At 75.4% G+C, this 25519-nt stretch carries 16 protein-coding genes; 9 read left to right on the forward strand and 7 right to left on the reverse strand.

Annotation, left to right across the window (positions count from 1 at the left end):
* Positions 1 to 116 precede the first annotated feature (116 nt).
* On the forward strand, positions 117 to 1499 hold the full coding sequence (gene eccB, locus NMK34_RS14270) for a type VII secretion protein EccB (RefSeq protein ID WP_318333802.1): 1383 nt from the start codon (positions 117 to 119) through the stop codon (positions 1497 to 1499).
* Positions 1500 to 1520: 21 nt separating this feature from the next.
* Here eccB and NMK34_RS14275 read toward each other — a convergent pair whose 3' ends face one another.
* From NMK34_RS14275 to NMK34_RS14295, 5 genes are read right to left on the reverse strand one after another with little or no spacing between them, the layout of a single operon-like run.
* The gene (locus NMK34_RS14275; protein WP_318333803.1) at positions 1521 to 2126 is read right to left on the reverse strand and encodes a class I SAM-dependent methyltransferase; all 606 of its coding nucleotides are present in this window, start codon (positions 2124 to 2126) and stop codon (positions 1521 to 1523) included.
* Positions 2127 to 2158: 32 nt separating this feature from the next.
* Positions 2159 to 2761 carry a phosphatase PAP2 family protein gene (locus tag NMK34_RS14280; RefSeq protein ID WP_318333804.1) on the reverse strand — a complete coding sequence of 201 codons (603 nt, stop codon included), beginning with the start codon at positions 2759 to 2761 and terminating at the stop codon, positions 2159 to 2161.
* 22 nt (positions 2762 to 2783) lie between these two features.
* The gene (locus NMK34_RS14285) at positions 2784 to 3650 is read right to left on the reverse strand and encodes a carbohydrate ABC transporter permease (protein WP_113973854.1); all 867 of its coding nucleotides are present in this window, start codon (positions 3648 to 3650) and stop codon (positions 2784 to 2786) included.
* Positions 3650 to 4609 (reverse strand): sugar ABC transporter permease, encoded by a 960-nt coding sequence (locus tag NMK34_RS14290; RefSeq protein ID WP_318333805.1) that lies wholly within the window; start codon positions 4607 to 4609, stop codon positions 3650 to 3652. The genes NMK34_RS14285 and NMK34_RS14290 overlap by 1 nt, the downstream gene beginning before the upstream one ends.
* Entirely contained in the window at positions 4606 to 5997 is a 1392-nt protein-coding gene (locus tag NMK34_RS14295; protein WP_318333806.1) for an ABC transporter substrate-binding protein, read from the reverse strand. The genes NMK34_RS14290 and NMK34_RS14295 overlap by 4 nt, the downstream gene beginning before the upstream one ends.
* Positions 5998 to 6118: 121 nt before the next feature.
* Between NMK34_RS14295 and NMK34_RS14300 the strand changes: the two genes are divergently transcribed.
* The 3 genes from NMK34_RS14300 to NMK34_RS14310 are packed head-to-tail and all read left to right on the forward strand — an operon-like array spanning position 6119 to position 9308.
* Positions 6119 to 7156, forward strand: a complete 1038-nt coding sequence (locus NMK34_RS14300) for a zinc-binding dehydrogenase (RefSeq protein ID WP_318333807.1) — start codon at positions 6119 to 6121, stop codon at positions 7154 to 7156.
* On the forward strand, positions 7156 to 7974 hold the full coding sequence (locus NMK34_RS14305; protein WP_318333808.1) for a sugar phosphate isomerase/epimerase family protein: 819 nt from the start codon (positions 7156 to 7158) through the stop codon (positions 7972 to 7974). The genes NMK34_RS14300 and NMK34_RS14305 overlap by 1 nt, the downstream gene beginning before the upstream one ends.
* Complete coding sequence (locus NMK34_RS14310; RefSeq protein WP_318333809.1) at positions 7971 to 9308, forward strand: MGH1-like glycoside hydrolase domain-containing protein; 1338 nt, start codon at positions 7971 to 7973, stop codon at positions 9306 to 9308. Before NMK34_RS14305 ends, NMK34_RS14310 begins: the two co-directional genes overlap by 4 nt.
* A gap of 46 nt (positions 9309 to 9354) precedes the next feature.
* On the opposite strand, the gene NMK34_RS14315 is transcribed toward NMK34_RS14310, so the two are convergent.
* Both NMK34_RS14315 and NMK34_RS14320 read right to left on the reverse strand, forming a co-directional pair.
* On the reverse strand, positions 9355 to 10059 hold the full coding sequence (locus NMK34_RS14315; RefSeq protein WP_318333810.1) for a CBS domain-containing protein: 705 nt from the start codon (positions 10057 to 10059) through the stop codon (positions 9355 to 9357).
* Between the two features lie 94 nt (positions 10060 to 10153).
* On the reverse strand, positions 10154 to 12268 hold the full coding sequence (locus NMK34_RS14320) for a molybdopterin-dependent oxidoreductase (protein ID WP_318333811.1): 2115 nt from the start codon (positions 12266 to 12268) through the stop codon (positions 10154 to 10156).
* Positions 12269 to 12405: 137 nt separating this feature from the next.
* Between NMK34_RS14320 and NMK34_RS14325 the strand changes: the two genes are divergently transcribed.
* From NMK34_RS14325 to NMK34_RS14345, 5 genes are all read left to right on the forward strand, one after another.
* Entirely contained in the window at positions 12406 to 12798 is a 393-nt protein-coding gene (locus tag NMK34_RS14325; RefSeq protein WP_091427199.1) for a DUF2267 domain-containing protein, read from the forward strand.
* Positions 12799 to 13127: 329 nt separating this feature from the next.
* Positions 13128 to 16595, forward strand: a complete 3468-nt coding sequence (locus NMK34_RS14330) for an AMP-binding protein (protein WP_318333812.1) — start codon at positions 13128 to 13130, stop codon at positions 16593 to 16595.
* Positions 16592 to 19702 carry a thioesterase domain-containing protein gene (locus tag NMK34_RS14335; protein WP_318333813.1) on the forward strand — a complete coding sequence of 1037 codons (3111 nt, stop codon included), beginning with the start codon at positions 16592 to 16594 and terminating at the stop codon, positions 19700 to 19702. The genes NMK34_RS14330 and NMK34_RS14335 overlap by 4 nt, the downstream gene beginning before the upstream one ends.
* Positions 19699 to 22002: a lantibiotic dehydratase gene (locus NMK34_RS14340; protein WP_318333814.1), complete on the forward strand. Its 2304-nt coding sequence runs from the start codon at positions 19699 to 19701 to the stop codon at positions 22000 to 22002. The genes NMK34_RS14335 and NMK34_RS14340 overlap by 4 nt, the downstream gene beginning before the upstream one ends.
* Entirely contained in the window at positions 21999 to 25502 is a 3504-nt protein-coding gene (locus NMK34_RS14345; protein WP_318333815.1) for an amino acid adenylation domain-containing protein, read from the forward strand. Before NMK34_RS14340 ends, NMK34_RS14345 begins: the two co-directional genes overlap by 4 nt.
* Positions 25503 to 25519: the final 17 nt, after the last annotated feature.

The raw sequence follows: 25519 nt of genomic DNA on the forward strand, positions 1-25519 counted from the left end.
CGGCGTACTGGCGGAGCGGGGGGACGACGAAGGGGCGGTGAGGGACACGCAGGGTCGCCGGGGCATCGACGGAGCGCTTATCCTGTGCGCCGACCATCCCGGCGGGAAGGGACACGATGGCGTCGCGGCAGGACCAGCTGCACTCGTACCAGTTCACCGTCCAGCGGGCGGTCGCCGCGCTCGTCATGCGGGAGACGGACCCGCCGCAGTCCCCGTTCCGCCGGCTGGCCGGAGCCGGTCTGGCCAGCGTCCTGGTCGCGGCGATCGCGCTCGGCGGCGTCGCCCTCTACGGCCTGTTCACCGGCGGCGGTGACTCGTGGCGCGAGACGGGCGCGGTGATCGTGGAGAAGGAGTCGGGCGCGCGATTCGTCTACCGCGACGACAAGCTGCACCCGGTGCTCAACTACGCCTCAGCGCTGCTGATCATCGCGGCGGAGCAGCCGAAGACGGTGCTGGTCGGCCGCCGGGCCATCGAGGGAGTGCCGCGCGGCCTGCCGCTCGGCATAGCCGACGCGCCGGACTCGCTGCCCGCGTCGAACCGGCTCGTCCGCGACGCGTGGACGCTCTGCTCAGTGGAGGGGGACGAGCCCGGGCGCGACGAGGCCCGGTCGGTGCTGCTGATCGGGCGGGAGGCCACCGGCGGCCGGGTGCTCGGCGACCAGGGCCTGCTCGCACGGCACCCGGACGGCGGCCTGCACCTGCTCTGGCACGACCGGCGCTACCTGCTGCGCGACACCGACCGGGTGCTCGCCGCGCTCGCCGCCACCCGGGAACGGGCGGTGCCGGTGGCGGCGGCGCTGCTGAACACGCTCCCCGCCGGCGCCGACCTGGCCCCACCGCCGGTGGACGACCTCGGCGAGCCGTCCGAACGGGTCACCGGCGCCACAGTGGGCGACGTCTACCTGGTGCGCAACTCCGGTGGCGGGCGGCAGTACGCGGTGGCCCAGCGCGGCGGGCTGGCAGCGATCACCGAGTTGCAGGCCGCGTTGCTGCTGGCCCGCACCGGCCAGCGGGAGCCGGAACCGATCACGCTCGGCCGGTTCGCCGCGCTGCCGAAACTGCCCGGTCTGGTGCCCGGCGGGGCGAGCGCGCCGCCCGCCGTACCGCCCCGGCTGGCCACCGCCGAGAGCGGTGCGATCTGCGCGCGCGCCGGTGACGACTCCGGCGTCCGCGAGATCCGCGTCGGCGTCACCGCGCCGGACCTCGCCGCCGCCACCCGGACACCGGGCGGGCGGGCCGGGCTCGCCGACGAGGTGGTGGTGGAGCCGGGACGCGGCGCGCTGGTGGAGGCGGTGTCCGCGCCGGGTGCCACCGGCGGCGCGGTCTGCGTGGTCACCGACCTCGGACGGCGGTACGCGCTGACCGGGACGGACGTGCCGGGGATGCTCGGCTATGCCGGGGTGCGCCCGGCGCGGCTGCCGGCGGCCCTGGTGGACCTCCTGCCGGCGGGCAGCCCGCTCGACCCGGAGGCCGCCCGCGCCGTCGCCGCGCCCGCCTGAGCCCGGTCGGCAGGAGAAGGCTCAGCCGGCGGGGCGGCGCAGCACGCTCACCGCGAAGTCGGCGTCATCGCGCCACGGCCGCAGATCCCAGGTGGCGAAGCGGTGCTCGGGGCGCAGCCCGGCGGCGACCGCGTCGGCGTCCAGGTCGGCCACCGGGTAGCCGCGGTCGGTGGCGAAGCCGACCACGACCAGGCCGTCCGGGCGCACGTGCGCGGCGACGCGGGCCAGCACGTCGCGTTCGGTCCCGGGAGCGACGAAGACCATCACGTTGCCGGCCAGCACCGCGGCGTCGAACGGCTCGGCCTCACCCTGCGCGGCCAGGTCCAGCTCGGCCAGGTCGGCGACCAGGAAGCGGGGACCGGGATGGTCGGCGCGGGCCGCCTCGACCAGCGTCGGGTCGGCGTCCACGCCCACGGCGTCGTGCCCGCGCGCGGCGAGTGCGGCGGCGACCCGGCCGGTGCCGCAGCCGGCGTCCAGGACACGGGCGCCGGGCGGTACGAGCGCGTCCAGCAGCCGCGCCTCTCCGGCCAGGTCGGCGCCCTCGGCGGCGAGCTGACGGAACCGGTCCACGTACCACTGCGAGTGGCCGGGCTTCGTGTCGGTCACCCAGCGGGTCGGCTTACCCATGAGGCCACCGTAGCTGATCTTGTGGCGGCGGGTCAGGCGAGCGCCAGGAACGTGCCGGCGGCCAGCGGCCCGCCGAGCGCGATGCCGGCCAGCACCTGCGGCCAGGTGTGGTCGCCGAGCCGTACCCGGGACCAGCCGACGGCCGCGACGAGCACCCAGCCCAGGTGTGCTGCCGGGCCGGCCAGCGGCACCAGCACGGCGACGGTGGCGGCGGCGACCGCCGCGTGGATGCTCAGCTTCCACCAGTGGTTCACCAGCGCGCAGGCCGCGCCGACCACGAAGACCACCACGATCACGGCGAACAGTCCGGCCGGCGCGCGGACCGCCGCCAGCAGCAGCAACCCGGCCGCGACCGAGGCCAGCCCGATCGACAGCGGCCGGGCCCGCTGCGTGCGGTCGCCGACGTGCCGGTCGGTGAGGCGCCCGCGGCGGACGCCGTGCACGAGTACGGCGATCGGGATGACGGCGCAGAACGTGAGCGCGATGCCGCCCCAGAGCAGGAACTGGCCCGCCGAGCGGCTGACCCGGGCGGCGGCGATCAGCGGCAGCGCCGTGACCAGGACGGTCGGGGCGAGCGCCTCGGTGAGCAGCCGGGCCGCCCGCGCGCCGCCCCGGGGCTCCCGTGATGCTCGCACCCGATCATCCTGGCACGGACGCTCAGCCCTTCTCGGCCCCGCTGGTGAGTCCCTCGGTGAGCATTCGCTCCCCGGCGAAGAACAGCACCACGATCGGCAGCGTGAGGATGACCGAGCCGGCCATCAGCACGGTCTTGGGCACCTCGACGCCGTCGGCGAGCAGCGACAGGCCCAGCGACACGGTCCACCGGTCCGGCCGGTCGACCAGGAACAGCAGCGCGAACAGGTACTCGTTCCAGGCGATCATGAAGTCGTACAGCGCGACGGCCATCACCGACGGGGCCGCGAGGGGCAGGCTGACCCGGCGGATGATGCCGAGCCGGCCGGCTCCGTCGATCGCCGCTGACTCCTCCAGGCTGACCGGGATCGTCTCGAAGTAGTTCTTCAGCATGTAGACCGACACCGGCAGCGTCTGCGAGATGTAGACAAGCACCAGGCCGGTCAGCGACCCGCGCAGCCCGGCTCGGGTGAAGACCACGAACAGCGGGATCGCGATGACGATGGACGGGAACAGGTAGACCGCCAGGAACAGCGCGCTGACCTGGCGGCGGCCGAAGAACCGCAGGCGGGACACCGCGTACGCGCCGGGGATGGCGATCACCAGGGTGAGCGCGGTGGCGGCGAGCGCCACCAGGCCGCTGTTGCGGATGAACGTGAGGAAGCCCTGGCCGCCGTCGGAGACGGACTTCAGCACCTCGGCGTACGTGGCGACGGTCAGCTCGCCGAACGGCACCCAGAGCGAGCCGGGTTCGAGTAGCAGGCGTTCGATCGGGCGTACCGACAGCACCAGCATGTACCAGAACGGCAGCAGCGTGACCACCAGGAACCCGGCGATCACCAGCCGGCGCAGCCAGCGCAGGCTGACCGTCTCGATCCGGTCCCGGTCCATCACGACTCCCGTCGCGCGCCGAAGAAGCGCAGGTAGATCGCCACGAACACGAGCAGCACCACGGCCAGGACGACGGCCTGGGCGGCGGCCGCGCCGATGTCGGTGCGGGCGGTGAGGAACTGGTAGACCCGGACGCTCACCACCTCGGTGCCGGCGGCGCCGCCGGTGAGCAGATAGACGTCGTCGAACTTGTTGAACGTCATGATGAAGCGGAGCACGCCGATCAGCGCGATCACCGGCCAGAGCTGCGGCAGCAGGATGTGCCGGAACCGCTGGGTGGGTGTGGCCCCGTCGACCCGGGCGGCCTCCTCCAGCTCACCGGGCACCGCCTGGAGCCGGGCCAGCAGGAACAGGAACGCGAACGGGAAGTAGCGCCACGCCTCGAACGCGATCACCGTCCACAGCGCGGTGGACTCCTGGGACAGGAACGGCACCGGCTGGTCCCAGCCGAGGAAGCGGCGCCCCCAGTCGTTGACGATGCCGAGCTGCGGGTCGAGCATCACCTGCCAGACGAACGTCATGGCGACCACCGGCGCCACGTACGGAAGCAGCATCGACGCGCGTACCAGGGTGCGGCCGCGGAACGGCCCGCGTACGGCGAGCGCCGCCGCCAGGCCCACGACTATCGAACCGGCGGTGCCGCCGACGCTGTAGAGCACAGTGGTCCAGAGCGTGTCGGCGAACCCGGGGGTGTGCAGCACCCGGTCGATGTTGTCCAGCGTCAGCTCGCCGAACAGGCCGGTCTTGCGCAGTGTCGCCAGGCGTACCCGCTGGAAGGCCAGCACCACCGTCCACACGATGGGTATGCCGATCACCGCGACCACGACGAGCAGGGTCGGGGCGACGAGCGCGAGCCCGGCGCGGGACTCGCGGCGGCGCAGTGTCAGCGGGCGTCGGCCGGGTCGGCGGGGCCGCTCCGGTGCGGGGGAGCGGCCGGCCTCCGGCGCGGTGGTGGTCAATTGACGCCCTTGGCTATCGCCTCGACGTCCTTGCGGGCGCGTTCGGCGGCGGCGCGCGCGTCGGACCTGCCGCCGACGACGTCGGCGAGCGCCTTGGGCACCGGCAGTTCACCGAGGATGGCACCGACGAGCTTGCCCTGGTTCTCGGTCAGGCCCCAGCGCTGGAACGTGTCGGGGCTGCGGCGCAGCGTGGCGAGCACGTCCTCGCCGTAGACCTCGGACAGCGGCTTCTTGGTGTCCACGCCGGCCGGGCTGGTGTTCCAGGCGGTCCGGAACTTCTGCTTGTCCTCGGGGGTGCCGGTGCGCACCGGGAAGCGCCCCTCGGGGGACATGCCGAACCAGCGCGGGTAGCCGTCGGAGAGCATGTACTCCACGAACGACTTCGCCGGGTCGGCGGCGCCGTCGAGCACGGCCCAGGAGCTGACCTCGCCGTACTGGGCCGGTTCGGTGCCGTTCGGGCCCTTGATCGCGGTGACGAAGCCGCTGTTCTTCGCGAGCCACGCCGGGTCGGACTGGCACTGCGGGCAGGTGGGCCGGGCGTCGGCGCGCAGCCCGGCCAGCTCGTCGAGGATGAACGGCGACCAGATCAGCATGGCCGCCTTGCCGGCGAAGTAGGTGGCCCGGGTGGTGTCGACGTCCTGGGCGCCCTTCACGGAGTTGTTCCGCATCAGGTCGCCGTAGAAGCGGAACGCCTCGACGCACTCGGGGGAGTCGAGCGTGACTTTGCCGGAGTCGTCGGTGAGCCGGCAGTCGTTCGCCAGCGCCAGATGCTCGAACGTCTGCTGGGTGAACACGTCGCCGGGGGAGGTGGCCGCGGTGATGCCGGCGACGCCGCCGGTGTTCAGCTTCGCCGCCGCGGCGGCGATCTTCTCGTACGTGTCGGGCGCCGGCAGGCCGGCGGCGGCGAACAGATCCTTGCGGTAGACGAGCAGTTGGCCCCACCCGTCGCTCGGTACGGCGAGCTGCGTGCCGCCGTCGCTGGTGAGTTCCAGCGCGCGGGGCGTGAACGTGTCCCGGCCGAGCCGGTCGATCACCGCGCCGTTGGCGTCGGCGTCGAGGAGTTCGTTCGCGGACAGCGTGCGCACCCCGGCCAGCGAGACCGAGCCGACCACGTCGGGCAGGTCGCCGGCGGCGGCGCTGGAGGCGATCAGGGACGGGAACTGGTCCTCGTTGACGGTGACCAGGTTGACCTTGACGCCGGTCTTGGCGGTGTAGCCGGCGATGATCGTCTTGGTGGCGGCGACGCGATCCGCCACGTCTTCCAGGCTCCAGACGGTGATCTGCGAGCTGTCGGATTTCTGCCCGTCGTCGCTGCATGCGGCCACGCCGGTCCCGGCCAGTGCCAGGATCAGGCTGATGGCGAGCCGCCGCGTGGAGGGTGATGACATCGGTGGCACTCCTCTCGAAAGAGTACGGCCTGCCGCTAATACCCATCGATTCATCAATCTAATCACATATGCCCATTTTTTGGGTTAGAATCGGGGTCGGCACTTTCCTCGGAGCGACGCCATGAGCAACTGGGTTGTCTCTCTGGCCGGGCCCCGGCACGTACGCCTGGAGCCCTGCCCCACGGACCGGCTCGGTCCGGGCCAGGTCCGCGTCCGCACCCGCTACTCGGGCATCTCCGCCGGCACCGAGCTGACGCTCTACCGGGGCAGCAACCCGCGCCTGCGCAAGGACTGGGACGCCGGCTCCCGCATGTTCGTGCCCCGCCAGGCCGCGCCCGCGTACCCGGTGGTGGGCTTCGGTTACGAGGAGGTCGGCGAGATCGTCGAGGTCGCGCCCGACGTGGCCGGGCGGCGGCCCGGTCAGCTCGTCTGGGGCATCTGGGGGCACCGCGCCGACGCCGTGCTCCCCGCGACGGCCGTGCATCCGCTGCCACCGGGCCTCGACCCGCTCGCCGCCGTGTTCGCCCGGCCCGGCGCCATCGCGCTGACCGCCGTGCTCGCCGGTGACCTGCACCTGGGCGACTGGGTGGGCGTGTTCGGGCAGGGCGTGATCGGGCTGCTCGGCACGCGCCTGGCCGCGCTCTCCGGCGCCCGCGTCGTCGCCGTCGACCGGATGCCGGGCCGGCTCGCGCACGCCGTGCGGCTCGGCGCGCGCCGGGTGGTCGACGCCGCCGCCGACTCGCCCGCCGCCGCGCTGCGGGCCGCCACCGACGGCCGGGGCGCCGACGTCTGCCTGGAGCTGTCCGGGGCGTACCCGGCGCTGCACGAGGCGATCCGCGCCACCGCGCACGCCGGCCGCGTCGTCGCGGCCGGCTTCTACCAGGGGTACGCCCACGGGCTGGAGCTCGGCGAGGAGTTCCACCACAACCGGATCCAGCTCGTGGCCGCCCAGGTCTCCGGGCCGGACCCGGCACCCGGCACGGCCGGCCGGTGGTCCGGGACGCGGATCGCACACACCTTCATGGATCTGGTGGCCGAGGGCAGCGTCGACCCGCTGCCGCTGGTGAGCCACGTCGTCGACGCGGGCGCGGTGGCCGACGCCCTGGCGTTGCTCGACCGCGGTGACGATGACGTCCTCCAAGTGGTGCTGAGGTTCTGATGGACATTCCGCTCTCGTGCCAGGAGCAGCTGCTTCCCGGCACCGACCTGACCCGGAAGTACGCCCTCGCCGTCTCCCTCGGCTACCAGGGCATCGAGCTGCGCGGGCGGGGCGACCTCGCCCTGGCCCGGCGGCTGCCGGAGCTGCGCCGCGCCCGCGCCGCCGGCGTGGTCATGCCGACCGTCTGCGTCGAGATGGACCACTTCATCGGCGACTTCGACCCGGGCCGCTCCCGCGACGCGGTGGACAACCTGCGGTCCCAGCTCTCGGTGATCGCCGAGCTGGGCGGCGTCGGCGCGATGACCCCTGCCGCGTGGGGCATGTTCTCCCGCCGGCTGCCCCCGTTCGACCCGCCACGCTCGGCCGACGACGACCGGCGGGTGCTCGTCGACGCCCTGGGCGAGCTGGCCGGGCACGCCCGCGCCGAGGGGGTCACCGTGTTCCTGGAGCCGCTCAACCGGTACGAGGACCACATGGTCAACCGGCTCGACCAGGCCGTCGAGCTGTGCCGCGCGGTCGGGTCACCGGCGCTGCGGGTGGCCGCCGACACGTACCACATGAACATCGAGGAGGACGATCCGCACGTCGCGCTGCGCGCCGCCGCGCCGTACCTCGGGCACGTGCAGGTCAGCGACTCCAACCGGCACCAGCCCGGCGCCGGGCACCTGGACTGGGGCGCGCTGCTGGCCACGCTCGACGCGATCGGCTACACCGGCTGGCTGGCGCTGGAGTGCCGGCTGCGCGGCGAGCCGGTCGCCGCGCTGCGCCAGGCCGCCACCGCGCTGGCCCAGGCCCGTCCCCGGCGGGCCGCCGCATGACGCTGACCACCGGGGTACGCGCCGACGCCGACCGCCATGCCCGGCTGCGCCGCCTCGCGCTGGCCACCCTGGACGCCAACTGGGAACACGACCACACCGTCCCCTCGCGCACGCTCTACCCGCACCAGTGGAGCTGGGACTCGGCGTTCATCGCGATCGGCCTGGCCCACGTCCGCCCGGACCGGGCCTGGCGGGAGCTGCGCACGCTGTTCGCCGCGCAGTGGGTCGACGGGCGGGTGCCGCACATCGTGTTCAACCCGGCCTCGCGCGCCGGGCCGTACTTCCCCGGGCCGCAGTTCTGGGACTCGGCCCGCGCCGACGGCTCGCCGGCCCGGGCCACCTCCGGGATCGTCCAGCCGCCGGTGCACGCCCCGGCCGCCTGGCTGGTGCACCGCCGCGCGCCCGGCGAGGCGTCGGTGGCCGCGCTGCGGCGGCTCTACCCGAGGCTGGTCGCGCAGCAGCGCTACCTGACCGGCCGGCGCGACGCCGGAGGCGGCGGGCTGGCGTCGATCGTGCACCCGTGGGAGTCCGGGCTGGACAACAGCCCCGCCTGGGACGCGCCGCTCGCAGGGCTCCCGGCCGACGAGGCGGTGATGCGCGCGTACCGGCGGCACGACACCGCGCACGCCGACGCGGCGCAGCGCCCCACCGACCTGGACTACGCGCGCTACGTCGCGCTGGTGGAGAGCTACCGGGCCGGCCGCTACCGGGACGAGGGACTGCTCGGGCGGCACCCGTTCCTGGTGGAGTGCCCACTGGTGAACGCCGCGCTCGGCGTCTCCGAGTACGCCCTCGCGCGCATCGCCGCGGTGATCGGCGCCGACCCGGGACCGCACCGTGACCGGGGCGCCCGGATCACCGAGGCGATCGTCACCCGCCTCTGGGATCCGATAGCCGGCACGTTCCGCCCCCGCGACGTGCGCGCGGACCGGCTCGTGCCGGCCCGGACCGTGCTCGGGCTGATGCCGCTGGCGCTGCCGGAGCTGCCCGCCGCGCAGGTGTCGGCGCTGCTGGCCGAGGCGTGCTCGCCGCGCTTCGGGCTGGCCGCCCGGATGGACCGGCCGCTGCCCACGTACGACCGCACCGCGCCGGACTTCGAGCCGCTGCGCTACTGGCGCGGCCCGAGCTGGATCAACACCGGATGGCTGCTCTGGCAGGGACTGCGTACCCACCGCCGGGCCGACCTGGCCGCCGGGCTGCGCGAGTCGCTGCTCGACCTGGTCGACCGGTCCGGCTGCCACGAGTACTTCCACCCGGACACCGGCGCCGGACTCGGCTCACCGGCGTTCAGCTGGACCGCCGCGCTGGTGCTGGACGCGCTCGCCCAGGAGTGACGGCGGTGGGCGCCGGGTACGCCGGCGCCCACCGGGCCGTCCAGGCTCAGGCGATGCCGGCCGGGGTGCCGCCGCCGATGCGCAGCGCCGACATCGGCGCGTCGTCGATCGCGTAGCCGAGCGCGTCGACCACCTCGACCACGCCGCTGACCTGCCCCGCCAGCCGGACCGCGAGCTGGGCGGTGGACCGGCGCTCCACCTGGCCGGTGAGCGTCACCACGCCCCTGCCGACTGTCACGTCCACCACGCCGTCGCGGACGCCGAGGCTGCGCCACAGCACCTCCTCGACCACGTCCCGCCGGATGCCGGCGTCCGGGCGCAGGTGCACCTTGAGCAGGTCGCCGCGGGTGACGATGCCGACCAGCCGGCCGAGGTCGTTCACCACCGGCAGCCGCTTCACGCCGCGTGCGTCCATCAACCGGGCCGCCTCCACGATCGTGGCGTCCGGCGTGATGGTGACCGGGGGAGCGGTCATCAGGTCGGCGGCCAGCGTCGCGCCGGCCTTCGCCCGCGCCTCGCGGCGGTGCCGGTCCGGCAGGATCCGCCGCTCCCGGGGCTGTCCCAGGAACTCCACCTTGTACATCAGGTCCGCCTCGGACACCACGCCCAGCACCCGGCCGGTCTCGTCCACCACCGGCGCCGCCGTGACGTGCCGTCCGGTCAGCACGTCGACGATCTCCCGGTACTCCGTGCCCTCCCGTACCGACGCCACGTCCCTGGTCATCACGTCCTGCACCTGCCACGTACGCATGGCGAACCTCCCTGTGTCCGCCTCCGACGCTAGGTGGCGGCGACGGGCCGGAGCAGGGGCGCAAAGACCAGGTCAGGGGGCCGGAGGTCCCGAATCACCCAGCTGCGACGGGCTCCGCGACCTCGTCGAGGGGCGGCTCGGCGGTCAGCAGGCCGGCCGGCACCGGCTCGACCTCCACCCGGCAGTCGTGGAACGTCGGCGCCTCGCCCAGGTCGGTGTCCCGGACGCCGGTGACCGCGTTGACGGTGGACCGCCCCGGGCTGCGCCGCGCCCAGTACGCCTTGTACGTGAACGCCAGACCGGGCCGGGCCGCCTCGTCCACCGCCACCGCGGCGAGGAACGCGCCCCTGTCGTTGTGCACGCGTACCGCGTCGCCGTCGGCGAGCCCGCGCGCCGCCGCGTCGTCCGGATGCAGGTGCACCCGGGGCGGCCCGGCGCGGCGGGTGTGCCACGGCAGCGACGCGAACGTGGAGTTCATCAGGTAGCGGTTGGCCGGGGTGAGCAGCGTCAGCGGGAACCGGCGGGCCAGCTCCGGGTCGGCCGCCTCGGCCGGTGGCGTGTACCCGGGCAGCGGGTCCACCCCGAGCGCTGCGAGCGCCGGATCGTGCAGCCGGGCCCGCCCGTCCGGGGTGGGGAAACCGCCCTCGGCGTACGGCGCGGATCCCACCGGCACGCCGGTGAGCCGGGCGTACGTGCGCTCGCGCAACTCCTCGTACGTGATCGGGGCGTCGGCCAGCAACTGCCGGGCCAGGTCCTCGTCGCTGTCGGAGAACGCCGGGTGGCCGATCCCGAGCGCGGCGGCGATCCGCCGGAAGATCTCGGTGTTCGGCAGCGCCTCGCCCGGCGCGCGGGTGACCGGCAGGTTCAGCGTCGTGTAGTGGTGCCCGTAGGACGTCTGGAGGTCCAGGTGCTCGGGCTGCATGGTGGCCGGGAGCACCACGTCGGCGTAGTCGCAGGTGTCGGTCCAGCGCTGCTCCAGCACCACGGTGAACAGGTCGGCGCGGCCGAGCCCGGTCAGCAGCCGGGCCTGGTCCGGGGCGGTCGCCGCCGGGTTGGCGTCGAACACCACGAGCGAGGTGACGGGCGGGTCGGCCTCCCCGGTGAGCACGGCGGCCAGCCGGCTCATGTTCAGCGACCGGGCCGGCGGGGCGGGCATGCCGGCCGGCCGGATCGCCGGGCCGTTGTCGACCGGGTGGTGGCCGCTGGTGGTGACGAGCGCCCCGCCTCCGGGGTACCGGAAGTCGCCGGTGACCAGCGGCAACGCGCAGATGGCCCGGATCGCCTGCCCGGCGCCGTGGTGGCGTTGCAGGCCCAGCCCGACCCGTACCGCTGTCGGCCGGGTGGTGGCGATCCGGTCGCCGAGGCGGCGGATCGTCCCGGCGGGCAGGCCGCACTCGGCGGCGGCGCGTTCCACCGGCCAGTCGTCGAGCCGGGCGCGCAGTTCCGGCCAGCCGGTGGTGTGCGCGGCCAGCCACTCCTCGTCGGCCGCCCCGGCGTCGCGAACGTGCCGCATCAGCCCGAGCGCGAGCGCCGCGTCGGTGCCGGGCAGCGGCGCGACGTGCTCGTCGCTGCGGGCCGCCGTGTCGGTACGAAGCGGGTCGATCGTCACCACGTACGCGCCGCGCTCGCGGGCCTGCTGCACGAACGGCCACAGGTGCAGGTTGGTGACGAGCGGGTTGGCGCCCCAGAGGACGATCAGGTCCGCCTCGACGATCGTCTCCGGTTCGAAGCCGACCGAGGCGCCGTAGAGCGAGCGCAGCGCCGCCCGTGCCGCCGCCGTGCAGATGGTGGTGTCCAGCCGGGACGCGCCGAGGTGGGCGAAGAGCCGGGGCCCCATGGTCCAGCCCTGGATCAGGCCCATCGTGCCGGCGAAGTAGTAGGGCAGCACCGACTCCGGGCCGTCCCGCTCGATGCTCGTCCGCAGTCCGGCGGCGACCCGGTCGACTGCCTCGTCCCAGCTCGCCGGCCGGTACGCGACCCGGCCGGCGCCCTTCGGGCCGGTGCGGACCCAGGGCGTGGTGAGCCGGTCCGGCCCGTTCACCGCGTCCAGGTAGCGGTTCACCTTGCCGCAGAGCGCGCCCCTGGTGAACGGGTGGTCGCGGTCGCCGCGCAGCGCGACGGCCCGGCCGTCCTCCACCGTGAGCTGCCAGACGCAGGTGTCCGGGCAGTCCAGCGGGCAGGCACCGGGGTGGGTGGTGACGGGGGCCATGGGCGGATGCTACCCCCGGTTCGTGGTACTGCCGCCGCTCGTCGTGGCCGGGGGCGTTTGGCCGGGGCGGGGGCGGGTACCCGCCGGGGCCGAGCGGGGTGGGCGTGGTGCCCGCCGGCGGCGAGGGGAGGGGTGGGATGCGGTTCCCCCTGTTCGTCGAGGCGGTGGCGCGGCGGGCCGAGTTGCCTACCGACGAGGCCGCGACCGTCTCCCGTGCCGTGTTGCAGACCCTGGCCGACCGGATCACCGCGGACGAGGCGACGGATCTGGCCGCGCAGCTGCCGGACGACGTGGGCGGCTATCTGGAGCCCGGTGGGACCGCCACCACGGGTGGCGCTGTCGACTTCCTGTACCGCGTGGCCGAACGCGCGGCGGTGGACCCGGCGGTCGCCGAGGTGGGCGCCGTGGCGGTGCTCGCCACGTTGCGCGACACGGTGACGGTGGGGGAGTTCCACGACCTCGTCGCGCAGCTCCCGAAGGGCTTCGACGCCATGGTGGACCCCATCCCACGGCCGCCGTACGATGTCTGAGCAGGCTCCCCGCGACCCGGGTCGAGCTGCGGCACCGAGGCCGTCTGCGGCGAAGATTCCACGGCCTGGAAGTATTTTCACCGTAAAATAACTTGTTGCCGGTCACCTACGCTGTAAATCGTCTACGCGCTAGAGGGATGATCGGACGAATTCCTCCGTCCGAGGTTCCAAGGTGCCGTCCCCTCTTCGGCTCAAGCCTCATCGCCGCTCTTCCGGGGCAGGAATCGAGCCATATTCTGCTTCCAATGTGAAGTCCTGGGGGGGATCAATGATCACATTCGTCGATTGCTGCCTGCCTGCCCTCTGTGGAGCGCGACCCGCATCCTGACATGGCAGAGACGATGATCATCAATCGTTTCGGCGCGATCACGGCGGTACACGGCGGACGTCCGGCACTTCTCGGTGAGACCCACGAGGTCACCTACACCGAGCTGGCCGGGGCGGCCGGCGGGCACGCTGCCGTGTTCGCCGCCGCGGGCCTGCGCGCCGGAGACCGGATCGCGCTGCTCACCGCGCACGGTGCACCGACCGTGGCGGCGATGCTCGGCGCCCTCGCGACCGGATGCGCGTACGTGCCGCTGGATCCGGGCTTCCCGGCCGCCCGGCTGCGCCACATGGTCGACGCCGCCGGCGTCACCGCCGTGGCCTGCGCCGCCGAGCACCGCGACCTCGCCTCCACACTGGCCGGCGAGCGGCCGGTCGTCCCGCTGGACGAGGTGCCGCCGGCGCCGCTGCACCCGGTCGCGGCCGACCCGGACGCACTCGCGTACGTGCTGTTCACCTCCGGCTCCACCGGCGTGCCCAAGGCGGTCGGGCAGACCCACCGCAACCTGGCCCACGTCGTCGACAACCAGATCGCCGCGCTCGGTGTCGGCCCGGACGACCGGCTCAGCCTGCTCGCGTCGTTCAGCTTCGACGCCGCCATCCCCGACCTCTACCCGGCACTGCTCACCGGCGCCGCCGTCGTCCCGGTCGACCTGCGCCGCCAGGGGCTCGCGTACGCCGTCGAGCAGCTCGACCGGCACCGCGCCACGGTGCTGCACTGCACGCCCACCGTCTACCGCTTCCTGCTCGACACGCTCGACGCGCGCCGGCTGCCCACGGTGCGGGCGGTGCTGCTCGGCGGCGAGCAGGCCACCTGGGCCGACGCGGCCCGCGGCCGGGACCGGTTCGCCCCCGGGTGCGTGCTGGTGAACGGCTACGGCGCGACCGAGATGACGTTCGCCGCCCGGCACGTGCAGCCGCTGTCCGAGGTGGACCCGGACGCCCGCGGGCCGCTGCCGGTCGGTGTTGCGTTCCCCGGCTACCGGCTGGACCTCGCCCCGGACACCGGCGAGATCGTGGTCCGCAGCCGCCACCTCGCCCCCGGCTACCTCAACCAGGACAGCGACCGGTTCGGCGTCGACGCCGACGGGCTGCGGTCGTACCGCACCGGTGACCTGGGCCGGCTGCTGCCCGGCGGGGAACTTGTCTGCCTCGGCCGGCTCGACCGGCAGGTCAAGGTGCGCGGCCACCGGGTCGAGCTGACCGAGATCGAAGCCGTGCTGTCCGCCCAGCCCGGCGTTGCGGGCGTCCGCGCCATCGTGCGCGACGGCGAACTGCTCGCGTACGCCCGGGCGGCCGGTACCCGCCCGGACCCGGTGGCGCTGCGCGCGGCGCTGACCGCCGCGCTGCCCGACTACGCCGTGCCCCGCGCGGTGGTGGTGGTCGACGAGTTTTCCCTCACCGTCACCGGCAAGGTCGACGAGCGGGCGCTGCCCGACCCGGTGACCGAGGTGCCGGCCGAGGAGGCACCGGCCACCGACACCGAACGCGCCGTGCACGACATCTGGTGCGCTGTGCTCGGCCGCGACGCGGTCGCCCGCACCGCCAGCTTCTTCGACGTCGGCGGGCAGTCGCTGCTGCTGGGCCAGGTGCAGCAGCGCCTCGCCGAGCGGTTCGGCGTACGCCTGCCGATGCTGCGCCTGTTCGACCACCCGACCGTCGCCGCTCAGGCGGCGCTGCTGGACGCCCCGCCCGAGGCGGTCCGCGCCCCGGTGCTGCCCGCGCCCGCCGCGCCGGTGCGCGCCGCCCGCGAGTACACCGGCGACGAGATCGCCGTGGTCGGCGTCGCCGGGCGGTTCCCCGGCGCGCCCGACGTGGCGACGTTCTGGTGGAACCTGTGTACCGGCGTCGACTCGGTGCACGACCACACCGACGAGGAGCTGGCCGCGCTCGGTGTCGGCCCCGGCCTGCGCGCCGACCCCCGGCACGTCCGCGCCGCCGGCCGGCTCGACGGGGTGACCGACTTCGACGCCGAGTTCTTCGGCTTCGCCGCCGACGAGGCGGCCCGCACCGACCCGCAGCACCGGCTGTTCCTGGAGACCGCCTGGGAGGCGCTGGAGGACGCCGGGCACGACCCGGAGCGCTTCCCCGGGCTGGTCGGCGTCTACGCCGCCACCTCGGCCAACCGCTACTTCCTGTTCCACCTCATGGACAACCCGGCGGTGGTCGGCGACGTCGACCCGGACGACTGGGAGGCCCGGCTCGTCGGCCGCCAGTTCACCGACCACCTGCCCGGTCAGGCGGCCTACCGGCTCGGTCTGACCGGCCCGGCGATGGCCGTGCAGAGCGCCTGTTCCAGCTCGCTGGTCGCGGTGTGCGTGGCCGCGCAGAGCCTCGCCGACTACCAGTGCGACCTGGCGCTGGCCGGCGGGTCCACGGTGATGTGGCCCCGGCACCGGGCCACGCCGGGCGGGCTCGCCTCGCCCGACGGCCGGTGCCGCGCCTACGACGAGGGCGCCGCCGGTTCCGGGTTCGGCTCCGGCGCGGGCGTGGTGGCGTTGCGCCGGCTCGCCGACGCGCAGGCCGACGGCGACCGCATCTACGCGATCCTGCCCGGCTGGGCGGTCACCAACGACGGCCCGGACCGGGCCGGCTTCGCGGTGCCCGGCCCGGCCGGACAGGCCGCCGCCGTCGCCGGCGCGCTCGCCACCGCCGAGGTCGCGCCCGGCGAGGTCCGCTTCGTCGAGGGCCACGGCAGCGGTACGCCACTGGGCGACGCCATCGAGGTCGCCGCGCTGCACGAGGTGTACGCGGGCGCCGCGCCCGCCGAGTCCACAGCGCTCGGCTCGGTGAAGACGAACATCGGTCACCTCGACGCCGCGGCCGGCATCGCCGGGCTGATCAAGACAGTTCTCGCCGTCCGGCACGGGGTGATCCCGCCGAACCTGCACTTCACCCGCCCGCACCCGGAGATCGACCTGGCCGCCGGACCGTTCTACGTGCCCACAAAGGCGCGGGACTGGCCGGACGACGCGCGCCGGGTCGCCGGGGTCAGCGCGTTCGGCCTGGGCGGCACCAACGCGCACGTCGTGGTGGAACAGCCGCCGCCCGCCGAACCGGCCGACCCGCCCGGCGAGGGACCGTGGCTGCTGCCGGTCTCCGCGCGTACCCCGGCGGCGCTGCGGGCCGCGCTGGCCCGCCTGCGCGGCCACCTGGCCGGGGCCGCCCCGGCGCTGTCCGACGTGGCCGCCACGCTGGCACTGGGCCGGCGGGCGTTCGCCCACCGGGCGGCCGTGGTCGCCGCCGACCTGCCGGCCGCGCTGTCCGCGCTGGACGTGCTGCTGGACACCGGCGCCCGCATCGCCGGTGACGGCGGCCCGCTGGGCGAGACGGCAGCCGACTGGGTCGCCGGGCGCGACGTCGACTGGCACGCGCTGCACCCCGAGGGCACGGTCCGGCGCACCGGACTGCCCACCTACCCGTTCCAGCGCCGCCGGCACTGGATCGACCCCGTGCAGAAAGGTCCGCGGTGAACTGGTTCGTCTCCGCCGGAAGCCGACCCGAGGCGCCGGTGCGGTTGTTCTGCCTGCCCTACGCCGGAGCGGGCGCCAGCGCGTTCCGGCGCTGGGCGGCCGAGTTCGGTACGAGCGTCGACGTGGTGCCGGTGCAACTGCCCGGCCGGGAGAACCGGATCACCGAGGACCCGCGCTTCAGCGTCGCCGAGGTGGCCGACGCCATCGCCTCCCGCGCCGACCGCCCGTACGCGATCTACGGCCACTCGATGGGCGGACGGCTCGGCTTCGACGTGGTCCGCGAGCTGCGCCGTACCGGCCGCCCGCTGCCGCTGCGCCTCTACGTCGGCGGCGCCCGCGCCCCGCACGTCGCCACGCCCGGCCCGTTCGACGGGCTGTCCCGGGCCGGCGACGACGAGCTGCTGCGCCGCCTCGGCGAGGGCGGCGGCCTCCCCGCCGAGCTGCTCGACCACCCGGAGCTGGTGGAACTGCTGCTGCCGCTGCTGCGCGCCGACTTCGGCCGGGTCGACGACTACCGCCACATCCCCGGCGAACCGCTGCCGGTGCCGATCGTCGTGTTCGCCGGCCGCACCGACCGGGCGGTCAGCCGGGAGCAGAGCGCCGCCTGGGCCGAGCACACCGCGGCCGGGTTCACCCTGCACGAGCTGGACGGCGGGCACTTCTTCCTGCACGACCGGCTGACCGAGCTGGCCGCGCTGATCCGGGCCGACCTGACCGCCGCGCCCACCGACACCCGCCCCGGCACGCCGGACGCGGGTCCGGACCCGGTGCGCGACGCCGGCCGCGGGACCGCCGGCGCCGCGCACCGGGTTCCGCTCGGCGACACCGGCTGGTCGGTGTGGCGCGACGCGGTGCTGCGGACCACCGGGTTCCCGGCCGACGGGCTGGAGCTGTTCGCCGCACCCAGGGCCGCCGCCGCGGCCGACGAGCTGCTGGCCACCGGCGCCGGTGAGGACCGGTTCGCCAAGGAGTTCGAGGAGGCGCTGCGCGCCGGCGCGCAGCGGTTCAGCGAGCTGGCCGCCGACCCGCTGCTGCGCGAGGCGGTCACCTGGCAGAACCGGGGCGCGCTGGTGGCGTTCGACGGGCTGGTGCGCGGCGGCGCCGACGCGGCCCGCAACGTGCGCCGACGCGACCGGGAACGGGCGCTGCTGAAGTACTGGCAGCGCTACTGCGGCAAGAACGAGACGGTCGGCTTCTTCGGCCCCAGCTGCTGGGTCACAGTCGATCCCGCGCAGCCGGAGGTTGCCCGGGTCAACCCCGGCGAGAGCCTGACCCGGCGGCGCTGGGTGTGGTTCGAGTCGTGGGCGCTGTCCGCGTACGCCGAACGGATCGGCGCGGACCTGGCGGTGCGCCGGTGGTGGCCGCCGATGCTGCGGGCCCACCTGGTGGTCCGGGACCGCGACGTGCTGCGGCCCGGCCGGCCGCCGCTGACGCTGACCCCGGTGGAGGCCGCGCTGCTGCGCGCGGCCGACGGCCGGCGCGCCGCCGCCGACCTGGTCGCCGACCCGGCGATCGGGCTGCGCCGCCCGGAGGACGGCTACGCGCTGCTCGACCGGCTGGTGGAGCGGGAACTGATCACCTGGGACGCGGCCCTGCCGGTGAGCCCGGACGCCGAGCGGGTGCTGGCCGACCGGATCGACGCGATCGGCGACGAGCCGGCCCGCGCCGCCGCCCGCGCCGGGTTCGACCGGCTGCGCGCCGCCCGCGACGACGTCGCCGCCGCGGCCGGTGACGCGGACCGGCTGCGGACCGCCCTGGACGCGCTCGACGCCACGTTCACCGAGCTGACCGGCGTGCCCGCGGTACGCCGGGCCGGGCAGATGTACGCCGGCCGCACGGTCTGCTACGAGGACAGCGCCCGCGACCTCGACGTGGTGTTCGGCGCGCCGCTGCTTGCCGAACTGGCCGCCCCGCTGGACGTGCTGCTGCGCGCCGCCCGCTGGCTGGCCAACGCGCTCGCCCGCGCCTACCTGGACGTGCTGCGCGGCCTGTACGAGGAACTGCGCGCCGAGTCCGGCGCCCCGGTGCCGCTCGCCGACCTGTGGTTCCTTGCCCAGGGCATGTTCTGGGGCGACGGGGAACGGCCGGTCGACGCGGTGGCGGCGGACTTCGCCGCCCGCTGGGCCGGACTGTTCGGCCTGGACACGCTGCCCGCCGGCACCACCGACGTACGGCTGCGCGCCGCCGACCTCGCCGGCCGGATCGACGCGGTGTTCCCCGGCGACGGTCCGGAGTGGTCGAACGCCGCCATCCACAGCCCCGACCTGCAGATCTGCGCCACCGACGCGGACGCGCTGCGGCGCGGCGACTACACGGTGGTGCTCGGCGAACTGCACGCCGCCTGGTCGTCGTTCGACTGCGCGGTGTTCACCCCGTCGCACCCGGACGTGGAACGGCTGCGTGACGCGCTCGCGGCGGACCTCGGGCAGCGGCGCGTCCGGCTGCTGTTCCCGGCCGACTGGCCGCGGCGGACCAGCCGCACCGCCGAGTCGCTGACCGGCCCGACCGACAGGCACCTGGCGTTCCTCGACGCGCCCGGCGCCGACCCGGCCCGCGTTCTGCCCACCGTCGACCTGGTCGTCGACGAGGTGGACGGCGAACTGGTCGCCACCGCCTCGGACGGGCAGCGCTGGCCGCTCGTCGAGATCTTCGCCGAGCCGTTCAGCGCACACGCCGTGGACGGGTTCAAGCTGGTCGCCGCCGCGCCGTACACGCCCCGGATCACCGTGGACCGGCTGGTGCTGGCCCGGCAGACGTGGCGGACCACAGTCGGCGAGAGCGGCCTGGCCGTGCCGAACGGCGAGCGGGACCGCTTCCTCGCCGTCCGGGACTGGCGGCGCCGCCTCGGCCTGCCCGAGCAGGTGTACGTCAAGTTCGGCACCGAGACCAAGCCGTGCTTCGTGGACCTGTCCGCGCCGGCGTTCGCCACCACGCTGTGCGCGATGGTGCGCGCCGCCCGGGTCGACGGCGGCGACGACGTGTCGTTCACTGTGAGCGAGATGCTGCCCGCGCCGGAGCAGGCGTGGGTGCCCGACGGGGCGGGCCGCCGCTACTTCAGCGAGCTGCGCCTGCACATCACCGACGCCGGGCGGGAGGACCACCGGTGAGCCACCTGCTGCCCCTGGGCGACACCGGCTGGTCGGTGTGGCGGGACGTGGTGCTGCGTACCGCCGGGTTCCCGGCCGCCGGGCTGGACCGGTTCGCCGCGCCGGACTGCGCTGCCGCCGCGGACGCGCTGCTCGCCGGCGACACCGGCACCGAGGTGTTCGGCAAGGCGCTGGCCGAGGCGTTCGCCGAGTCCTCCGCGGTGGCCGGTGAGCTGGCCGCCGACCCGCTGCTGCGCGAGGCGGTGACCTGGCAGAACCCGGACATGCTGATCGCGCTGGACGGGCTGCTGCGCACCGACCCGCAGGTCCGCAACGTGCGCCGCCGCAAGCGCGAGCTGAGCCTGCTGCGCTACTGGCAGCGCTACTGCGGCAAGGCCGAGACCATCGGCTTCTTCGGCCCGGTCTGCTGGGGCACGTTCGACGCCACCCGGCCCGGCGTGCACACCACGCCCGGCGACGCGCTGGTGCACCGGCGGCGGGTGTACTTCGAGGCGTGGGCGCTCATCGCGTACGCCGACCGGCTCGCCGACGACCTCGCGGTGCGGCGCTGGTGGGCGCCCGCCCTGCAACCGCACCTGACCGTCGCCGGGCGGGAACTGCGCTGGCCGCTGCACCCGCCGATCGCGCTGACCCCGGTCGAGGCGCTGGTGCTCGGCGCCTGCGACGGGCGGACGCCCGCCCTGGAGCTGGCGCACCGGCTCTGCGACGCCGGCGAGGTGCACAGCCCCGACGACGTCTACCTGCTGCTCGACCGCTGGGTCGAGCGCGGCCAGCTCAGCTGGGGCGCGAACCTGCCGATCGCGCCGGACGCCGAGCGGGTGCTCGAAGCGCGGATCGCCGCGATCGGCGACGAGCCGGTCCGCGCCGCCACGGCTGCCGAGTTCGGCCGGCTGTGCGCCGCCCGCGACGAGGTGGCCGCCGCAGCCGGCGACCCGGACCGGCTCGGTGCCGCGCTCGCCGCGCTCAACGCCGAGTTCACCGCCGTCACCGGGCGCCCGGCCACCCGGCACAGCGGGCAGATGTACGCCGCCCGCACCGTCTGCTACGAGGAGACCGCCCGCGACCTGGAGTTCCGCATCGGGTCGGCGGTGCTCGACGCGCTCGCCGAGCCCCTCGCCGTGGTGCTGCAGACCGCCCGCTGGTTCACAGGCGAGGTGGCCGCCCGCTGCGGCGAACTCTTCACCGAGCTGCACGAGGAACTGGCCGCCGACGGCCCGGTGCGGCTGGCCGACCTCTGGCTGCTGGCCCAGGGCACGCTCGTCGCCCCGGACGGCCCGATCGGCCGGGCCGGCGCCACGCTCACCGCGCGCTGGGCCGAGCTGTTCGGCCTGGCCGACCTGCCCGAGGGGCAGGCGGAGCTGCGGCTGCACGCCGCGGACCTGACCGAGCGGGCCCGGGAACTGTTCCCGGCGACGCGGCCCGGCTGGCCGTCGGCCCGGCTGCACAACCCGGACGTGCAGCTCAGCGCCGCCTCGCCGGAGGCCGTCGAGCGCGGCGACTTCCTGCTGGTGCTCGGTGAGCTGCACCCGGCCTCGGTGGCGTTCGACAGCGCGGTGCTCAGCCCGTTCCACCCCGACCCGGCCGCGCTGCGCGCCGACCTGGACGCCGACCTGGGCCCGGTCCGGCTGCGGGTGCTCTGGCCGGACAGCTTCCCGCGTCGTACCACCCGCACCACGTACGCGCTGACCGGCCCGGCGGACCGCCAGATCGGCATCGACACCGCGCACGGCGCCGACGTGGATCGCCTGGTCCCGGCCACCGCCGTGCTGGTCGAACGCACCGGCGACCAGCTCACCGCGGTCTTCCCCGACGGCGCCCGCTGGCCGCTGATGGAGGTGTTCGCCACGCTGCTCGGCTCGCTGCTGCTCGACGCGTTCAAGCTGCTCGGCGCCGCCGCGTACACGCCCCGCATCACCATCGACCGGCTGGTCGTGGCCCGGCGTACCTGGCGCACCACGGCCGGGGCGTGCGGGCTGGGCGGCCACGCCGACGAGACCGCCCGCTACCTGGCGGTACGCCGCTGGCGCGCCGAGACCGGCCTGCCCGAGCGGGTGTTCGTCAAGGTCGGCACCGAGATCAAACCCTGCTACGTGGACCTGACCGGCCCGCTGTACGCGCAGTCGCTGTGCGCGATGGTCGACGCCGCGCTGCGCACCGGCCCGGACGTGCCGGTGGTGGTCTCCGAACTGCTGCCCGCACCCACCGAGGCGTGGGTGCCCGACGCCCGGGGCCGCGGCTACGTCAGCGAACTGCGCCTCCAGATCACCGACCCGGCCGAGCACCTTGGAGCACTCCGGTGACCGACACCCTGACCGTCAGCGCCGTCCACGGCCCGGACCTGCCGTGGCCGGACTCCACCCTGGCCGACCTGATCACCGCGCAGGCGGCCCGCACCCCGGACGCGGTGGCGGTGCGCCAGTGGGACACCCGGCTCACCTACCGGCAGCTCGTCGACCGGGCCGCCGGGGTGGCCGCCGCGCTGCGCGAGCACGGCGTCGGCCGGGGCGACCGGGTCGGCGTGTGCGGCGCGCGTACCCCCGACCTGGTGGTCACCGTGGTCGGCGTGCTGCTCGCCGGCGCCGCGTACGTGCCGCTGGAGCCGGGCGGCCCCCGGGCCCGGCTGCGCGGCATCGCCCGCGACGCGGGCGTCCGGGTTGTGGCCGGCGACGCGGCGGCGGCCGAGTTCGGCGACGAGCCCGGCGTGACGGCGCTCGGCCTGCCCGGCCCGGCCCCGCTCGCGCCCTGCCCGGCCCGACCCGGCGACCCGGCGTACGTGCTGTTCACCTCCGGCTCCACCGGCCGCCCGAAGGGCGTGCTGACGACCCACCGCAACGCGGTCGAGTTCGTCACCGGGGTGAGCGCGCTGACCGGCGCCGACGCCTCGGTCCGCAGCCTCGGCATCGCCTCGCTCGGCTTCGACGCGGCCACCATGGACCTGTTCGTGCCGCTCACGCTCGGCGGCGCGGTGCAGCTGCTCGGCGCCGACGACCGGGCCGACCCGGTACGGCTGGCCCGGTTCGTCGCCGCGCACGAGGTCACCTGGGGCTTCATCACCCCGACCGTGCTGTCGCTGCTGGACCCGGCCGGGTTCCCGTCGTGGCGGGTGCTGCTCTGCGGCGGCGAGGCGGTCCCGGCCGAGCTGGTCGCCCGCTGGGCGCCGGGCCGGCGGTTCCTCAACGGCTACGGCCCCACCGAGACCACAGTGCTGGCGGTCACCTGCGACCTCACCCCGGCCGACACCGACCCGATGCCGATCGGCCGGCCGCTGCCCAACCACCGGGCGTACGTGGTCGACGCCGACCTGCGTCCGGTGCCGGCGGGCCGGACCGGCGAACTGCTGATCGGCGGGCCCGGCCTGGCCGACGGATACCTGAACCGGCCCGGCCTGACCGCCGAGCGGTTCGTGCCCGACCCGTTCGGCGAGGCCCCCGGCGAGCGGCTCTACCGCACCGGCGACCTGGTCCGGCAGGGCCCGGACGGCCGGATCGTCTACCTCGGCCGCGCCGACCGGCAGGTGAAGGTCCGCGGCCAGCGCATCGAGCTGGGCGAGATCGAGGCGGTGCTGGCCGCCTGCCCGGGCGTCGAGCGCGTCGCGGTGGAGGCGGTGCCCGGCCCGGCCGGCGCCGAGCTGGTCGCCTTCCTCACCCCGGCCGGCGCGCCGGACGACGACGAGCTGCGGGCGTACGCGGCGACGCGGCTGACCACCGCGATGCTGCCGGCCCGGACGATGCGGCTGGACGCACTGCCGGTCAGCGCCACCACCGGCAAGCTGGACCGGCCGGCGCTGCGCGAGCTGGCCGCAGTCGGCCCGGCCGCCGTGGCCGACGCGTCCGCCGACGACGACCCGGTGACGGCGGCGGTCCGGCGCGTCTGGACCCGGCTGCTCGGCGCCGCGCCCGCCCCGGACAGCGACTTCCTCGCCGCCGGCGGCAACTCCATCGCCGCGATGCGGCTGGTCGCCGCGCTGCGCGCGGAGCTGGGCCGGCAGGTGGACACGCGGGTGCTGTTCGCCGACCGCACGTTCGCCGCGCTCGTGGACCGGGTCCGCGCCGCCGACCCCGCCGCCGCCGACGGGCTCACCACCGGAAACCCGCCGACGCTGTCCCCGCCGCAGCGGCGACTGTGGTTCATGGACCAGCTCGCCCCGTCCAGCGCGCCGTACAACATCGCCGTCGCGCACCGGCTGCGCGGGCCGCTGGACGTCACCGCGCTCGGTGCCGCGCTGCGGGCCGTCGCTGAACGGCACGACGTGCTGCGCTGGCGCATCCCGTGCAACGGCGGGGTGCCGTACGCGGTCCGCGAGGAACCCACCGACGTGGCGGTGCCGGTGGTCGACCTGACCGGGGCCGCCGACCCGGACGCCGAACTGGCCGGCATGCTCGCGGCCGGCGCCGGGCACGCGTTCGACCTGGCCACCGGCCCGCCCTGGCAGGTGACCGTGTACCGGCTCGCCGCCGAGGAACACGTGCTCGCGGTGACGGTGCACCACGCGGTCTTCGACGGCTGGTCCGAGGCGCTGCTCTACGACGAGCTGGCGCTCGCGTACGCCCGCGCGCTCGGCCGGTCCGTGCCGGGCCGCCCGCCGCTGCCGGCCACGTACGCCGACTACGCGGTGTGGCGCGCCGACCGGGACCGGCGCCGGGGCGAGACGGACCTGGCCTGGTGGGCCGCGCACCTGGCCGGCGCGCCCACGGTGCTGGACCTGCCCCGCGACCGTCCCCGCCCGGCCGTGCAGACGTACGCCGGCGCGGAGGCCGCGGTGCGGCTGGACGAGACCGCCGACCGGGCCGTACGCGACCTGGCCGCCCGGCGCGGCACCACTGTCGCGGCGGTGCTGCTTGCCGCTTTCGGCGAGCTGCTGCGGCGGGTCACCGGCGGCGACGAGCACGTGCTCGGCGCGATCGTCGCGGACCGGCGGCTGGCCGCGTTCGACGAGGTGATCGGGTTCTTCATCGACACCGTGCCGGTGCGGGTCCGCTCCGGCGGCGCGAGCTTCGCCGAGCAGGTCGACCGGTCCGCCGCCGAACTGCACGAGGTCACCGCCCACCCGGGCGCACCACTGGAACGCATCGTCGAGGCGCTCGGCGTGGGCCGGGACACCTCCCGTGCCCCGCTGGTGCAGGTGCTGTTCAACGTGCTCAACTTCGTCGCGCCCCGGCTGACGCTGACCGGCCTGGCCGTCGAGCCGGTGCCGGTGCCCAAGCCCGGGTCGCCGTTCGACCTGACCGTCTACGTGGTGGAGCGCGACGGGCGGGCCGGCGTCGAGGTGGTGCACAACCCGGACCTGTTCACCGGTGAGCGGATCGAAGCGCTCCTGGCCGACCTGGCCGCACTGGTCGGCGCGCTCGCCGCCGACCCGGACGTCCCGGCCGCCGAGGTGGCGCCCGAGCTGCCCCGCCCGGCGGTACGCGTCGCGGCGCTCGGCGCGATGAGCGTCGCCACCGCCGAACCGGCCCGCGCGCCGCTGCCCGCCGGGTCGGACGCGCTCACCGCGACCGAGGAGCTGATCGCCGGGATCTGGCGGGACGTGCTCGGCCGCGACGCGGTCGGCGTGAGCGACAACTTCTTCGACATCGGCGGCCACTCGATGGCCCTGGCCGCCGTGCACGCCCGCCTCACCGAGGCCACCGGCCGCTCGATCACCATGCTCGACCTGTTCCGCCACCCGACCGTGCGGGCGCTCGCCGCCAGCCTCGACGGGGCCGCCGACCGGCCGGAACTGGCCCGCGCCGCGATGCGCGCCGCCGCCCGGCGGGGACGTGCCCGCCGTACCCCGCCACCACGCCGACCTCACCCGTGACGCGATCCCTTGTGAAT

The organism is Micromonospora sp. BRA006-A (genome assembly GCF_033433935.1).
Classification (GTDB): domain Bacteria; phylum Actinomycetota; class Actinomycetes; order Mycobacteriales; family Micromonosporaceae; genus Micromonospora; species Micromonospora aurantiaca.

Bases quoted from the DNA above. Each gene is read 5' to 3' on its own strand.
- NMK34_RS14330 (WP_318333812.1), top strand. From the start codon at position 13,128: ATGGCAGAGACGATGATCATCAATCGTTTCGGCGCGATCACGGCGGTA.
- NMK34_RS14305 (WP_318333808.1), top strand. From the start codon at position 7,156: ATGGACATTCCGCTCTCGTGCCAGGAGCAGCTGCTTCCCGGCACCGAC.
- NMK34_RS14300 (WP_318333807.1), top strand. From the start codon at position 6,119: ATGAGCAACTGGGTTGTCTCTCTGGCCGGGCCCCGGCACGTACGCCTG.
- NMK34_RS14310 (WP_318333809.1), top strand. From the start codon at position 7,971: ATGACGCTGACCACCGGGGTACGCGCCGACGCCGACCGCCATGCCCGG.
- NMK34_RS14275 (WP_318333803.1), bottom strand. From the start codon at position 2,126: ATGGGTAAGCCGACCCGCTGGGTGACCGACACGAAGCCCGGCCACTCG.
- NMK34_RS14315 (WP_318333810.1), bottom strand. From the start codon at position 10,059: ATGCGTACGTGGCAGGTGCAGGACGTGATGACCAGGGACGTGGCGTCG.
- NMK34_RS14325 (WP_091427199.1), top strand. From the start codon at position 12,406: ATGCGGTTCCCCCTGTTCGTCGAGGCGGTGGCGCGGCGGGCCGAGTTG.
- NMK34_RS14320 (WP_318333811.1), bottom strand. From the start codon at position 12,268: ATGGCCCCCGTCACCACCCACCCCGGTGCCTGCCCGCTGGACTGCCCG.
- eccB (WP_318333802.1), top strand. From the start codon at position 117: ATGGCGTCGCGGCAGGACCAGCTGCACTCGTACCAGTTCACCGTCCAG.
- NMK34_RS14295 (WP_318333806.1), bottom strand. From the start codon at position 5,997: ATGTCATCACCCTCCACGCGGCGGCTCGCCATCAGCCTGATCCTGGCA.
- NMK34_RS14285 (WP_113973854.1), bottom strand. From the start codon at position 3,650: ATGGACCGGGACCGGATCGAGACGGTCAGCCTGCGCTGGCTGCGCCGG.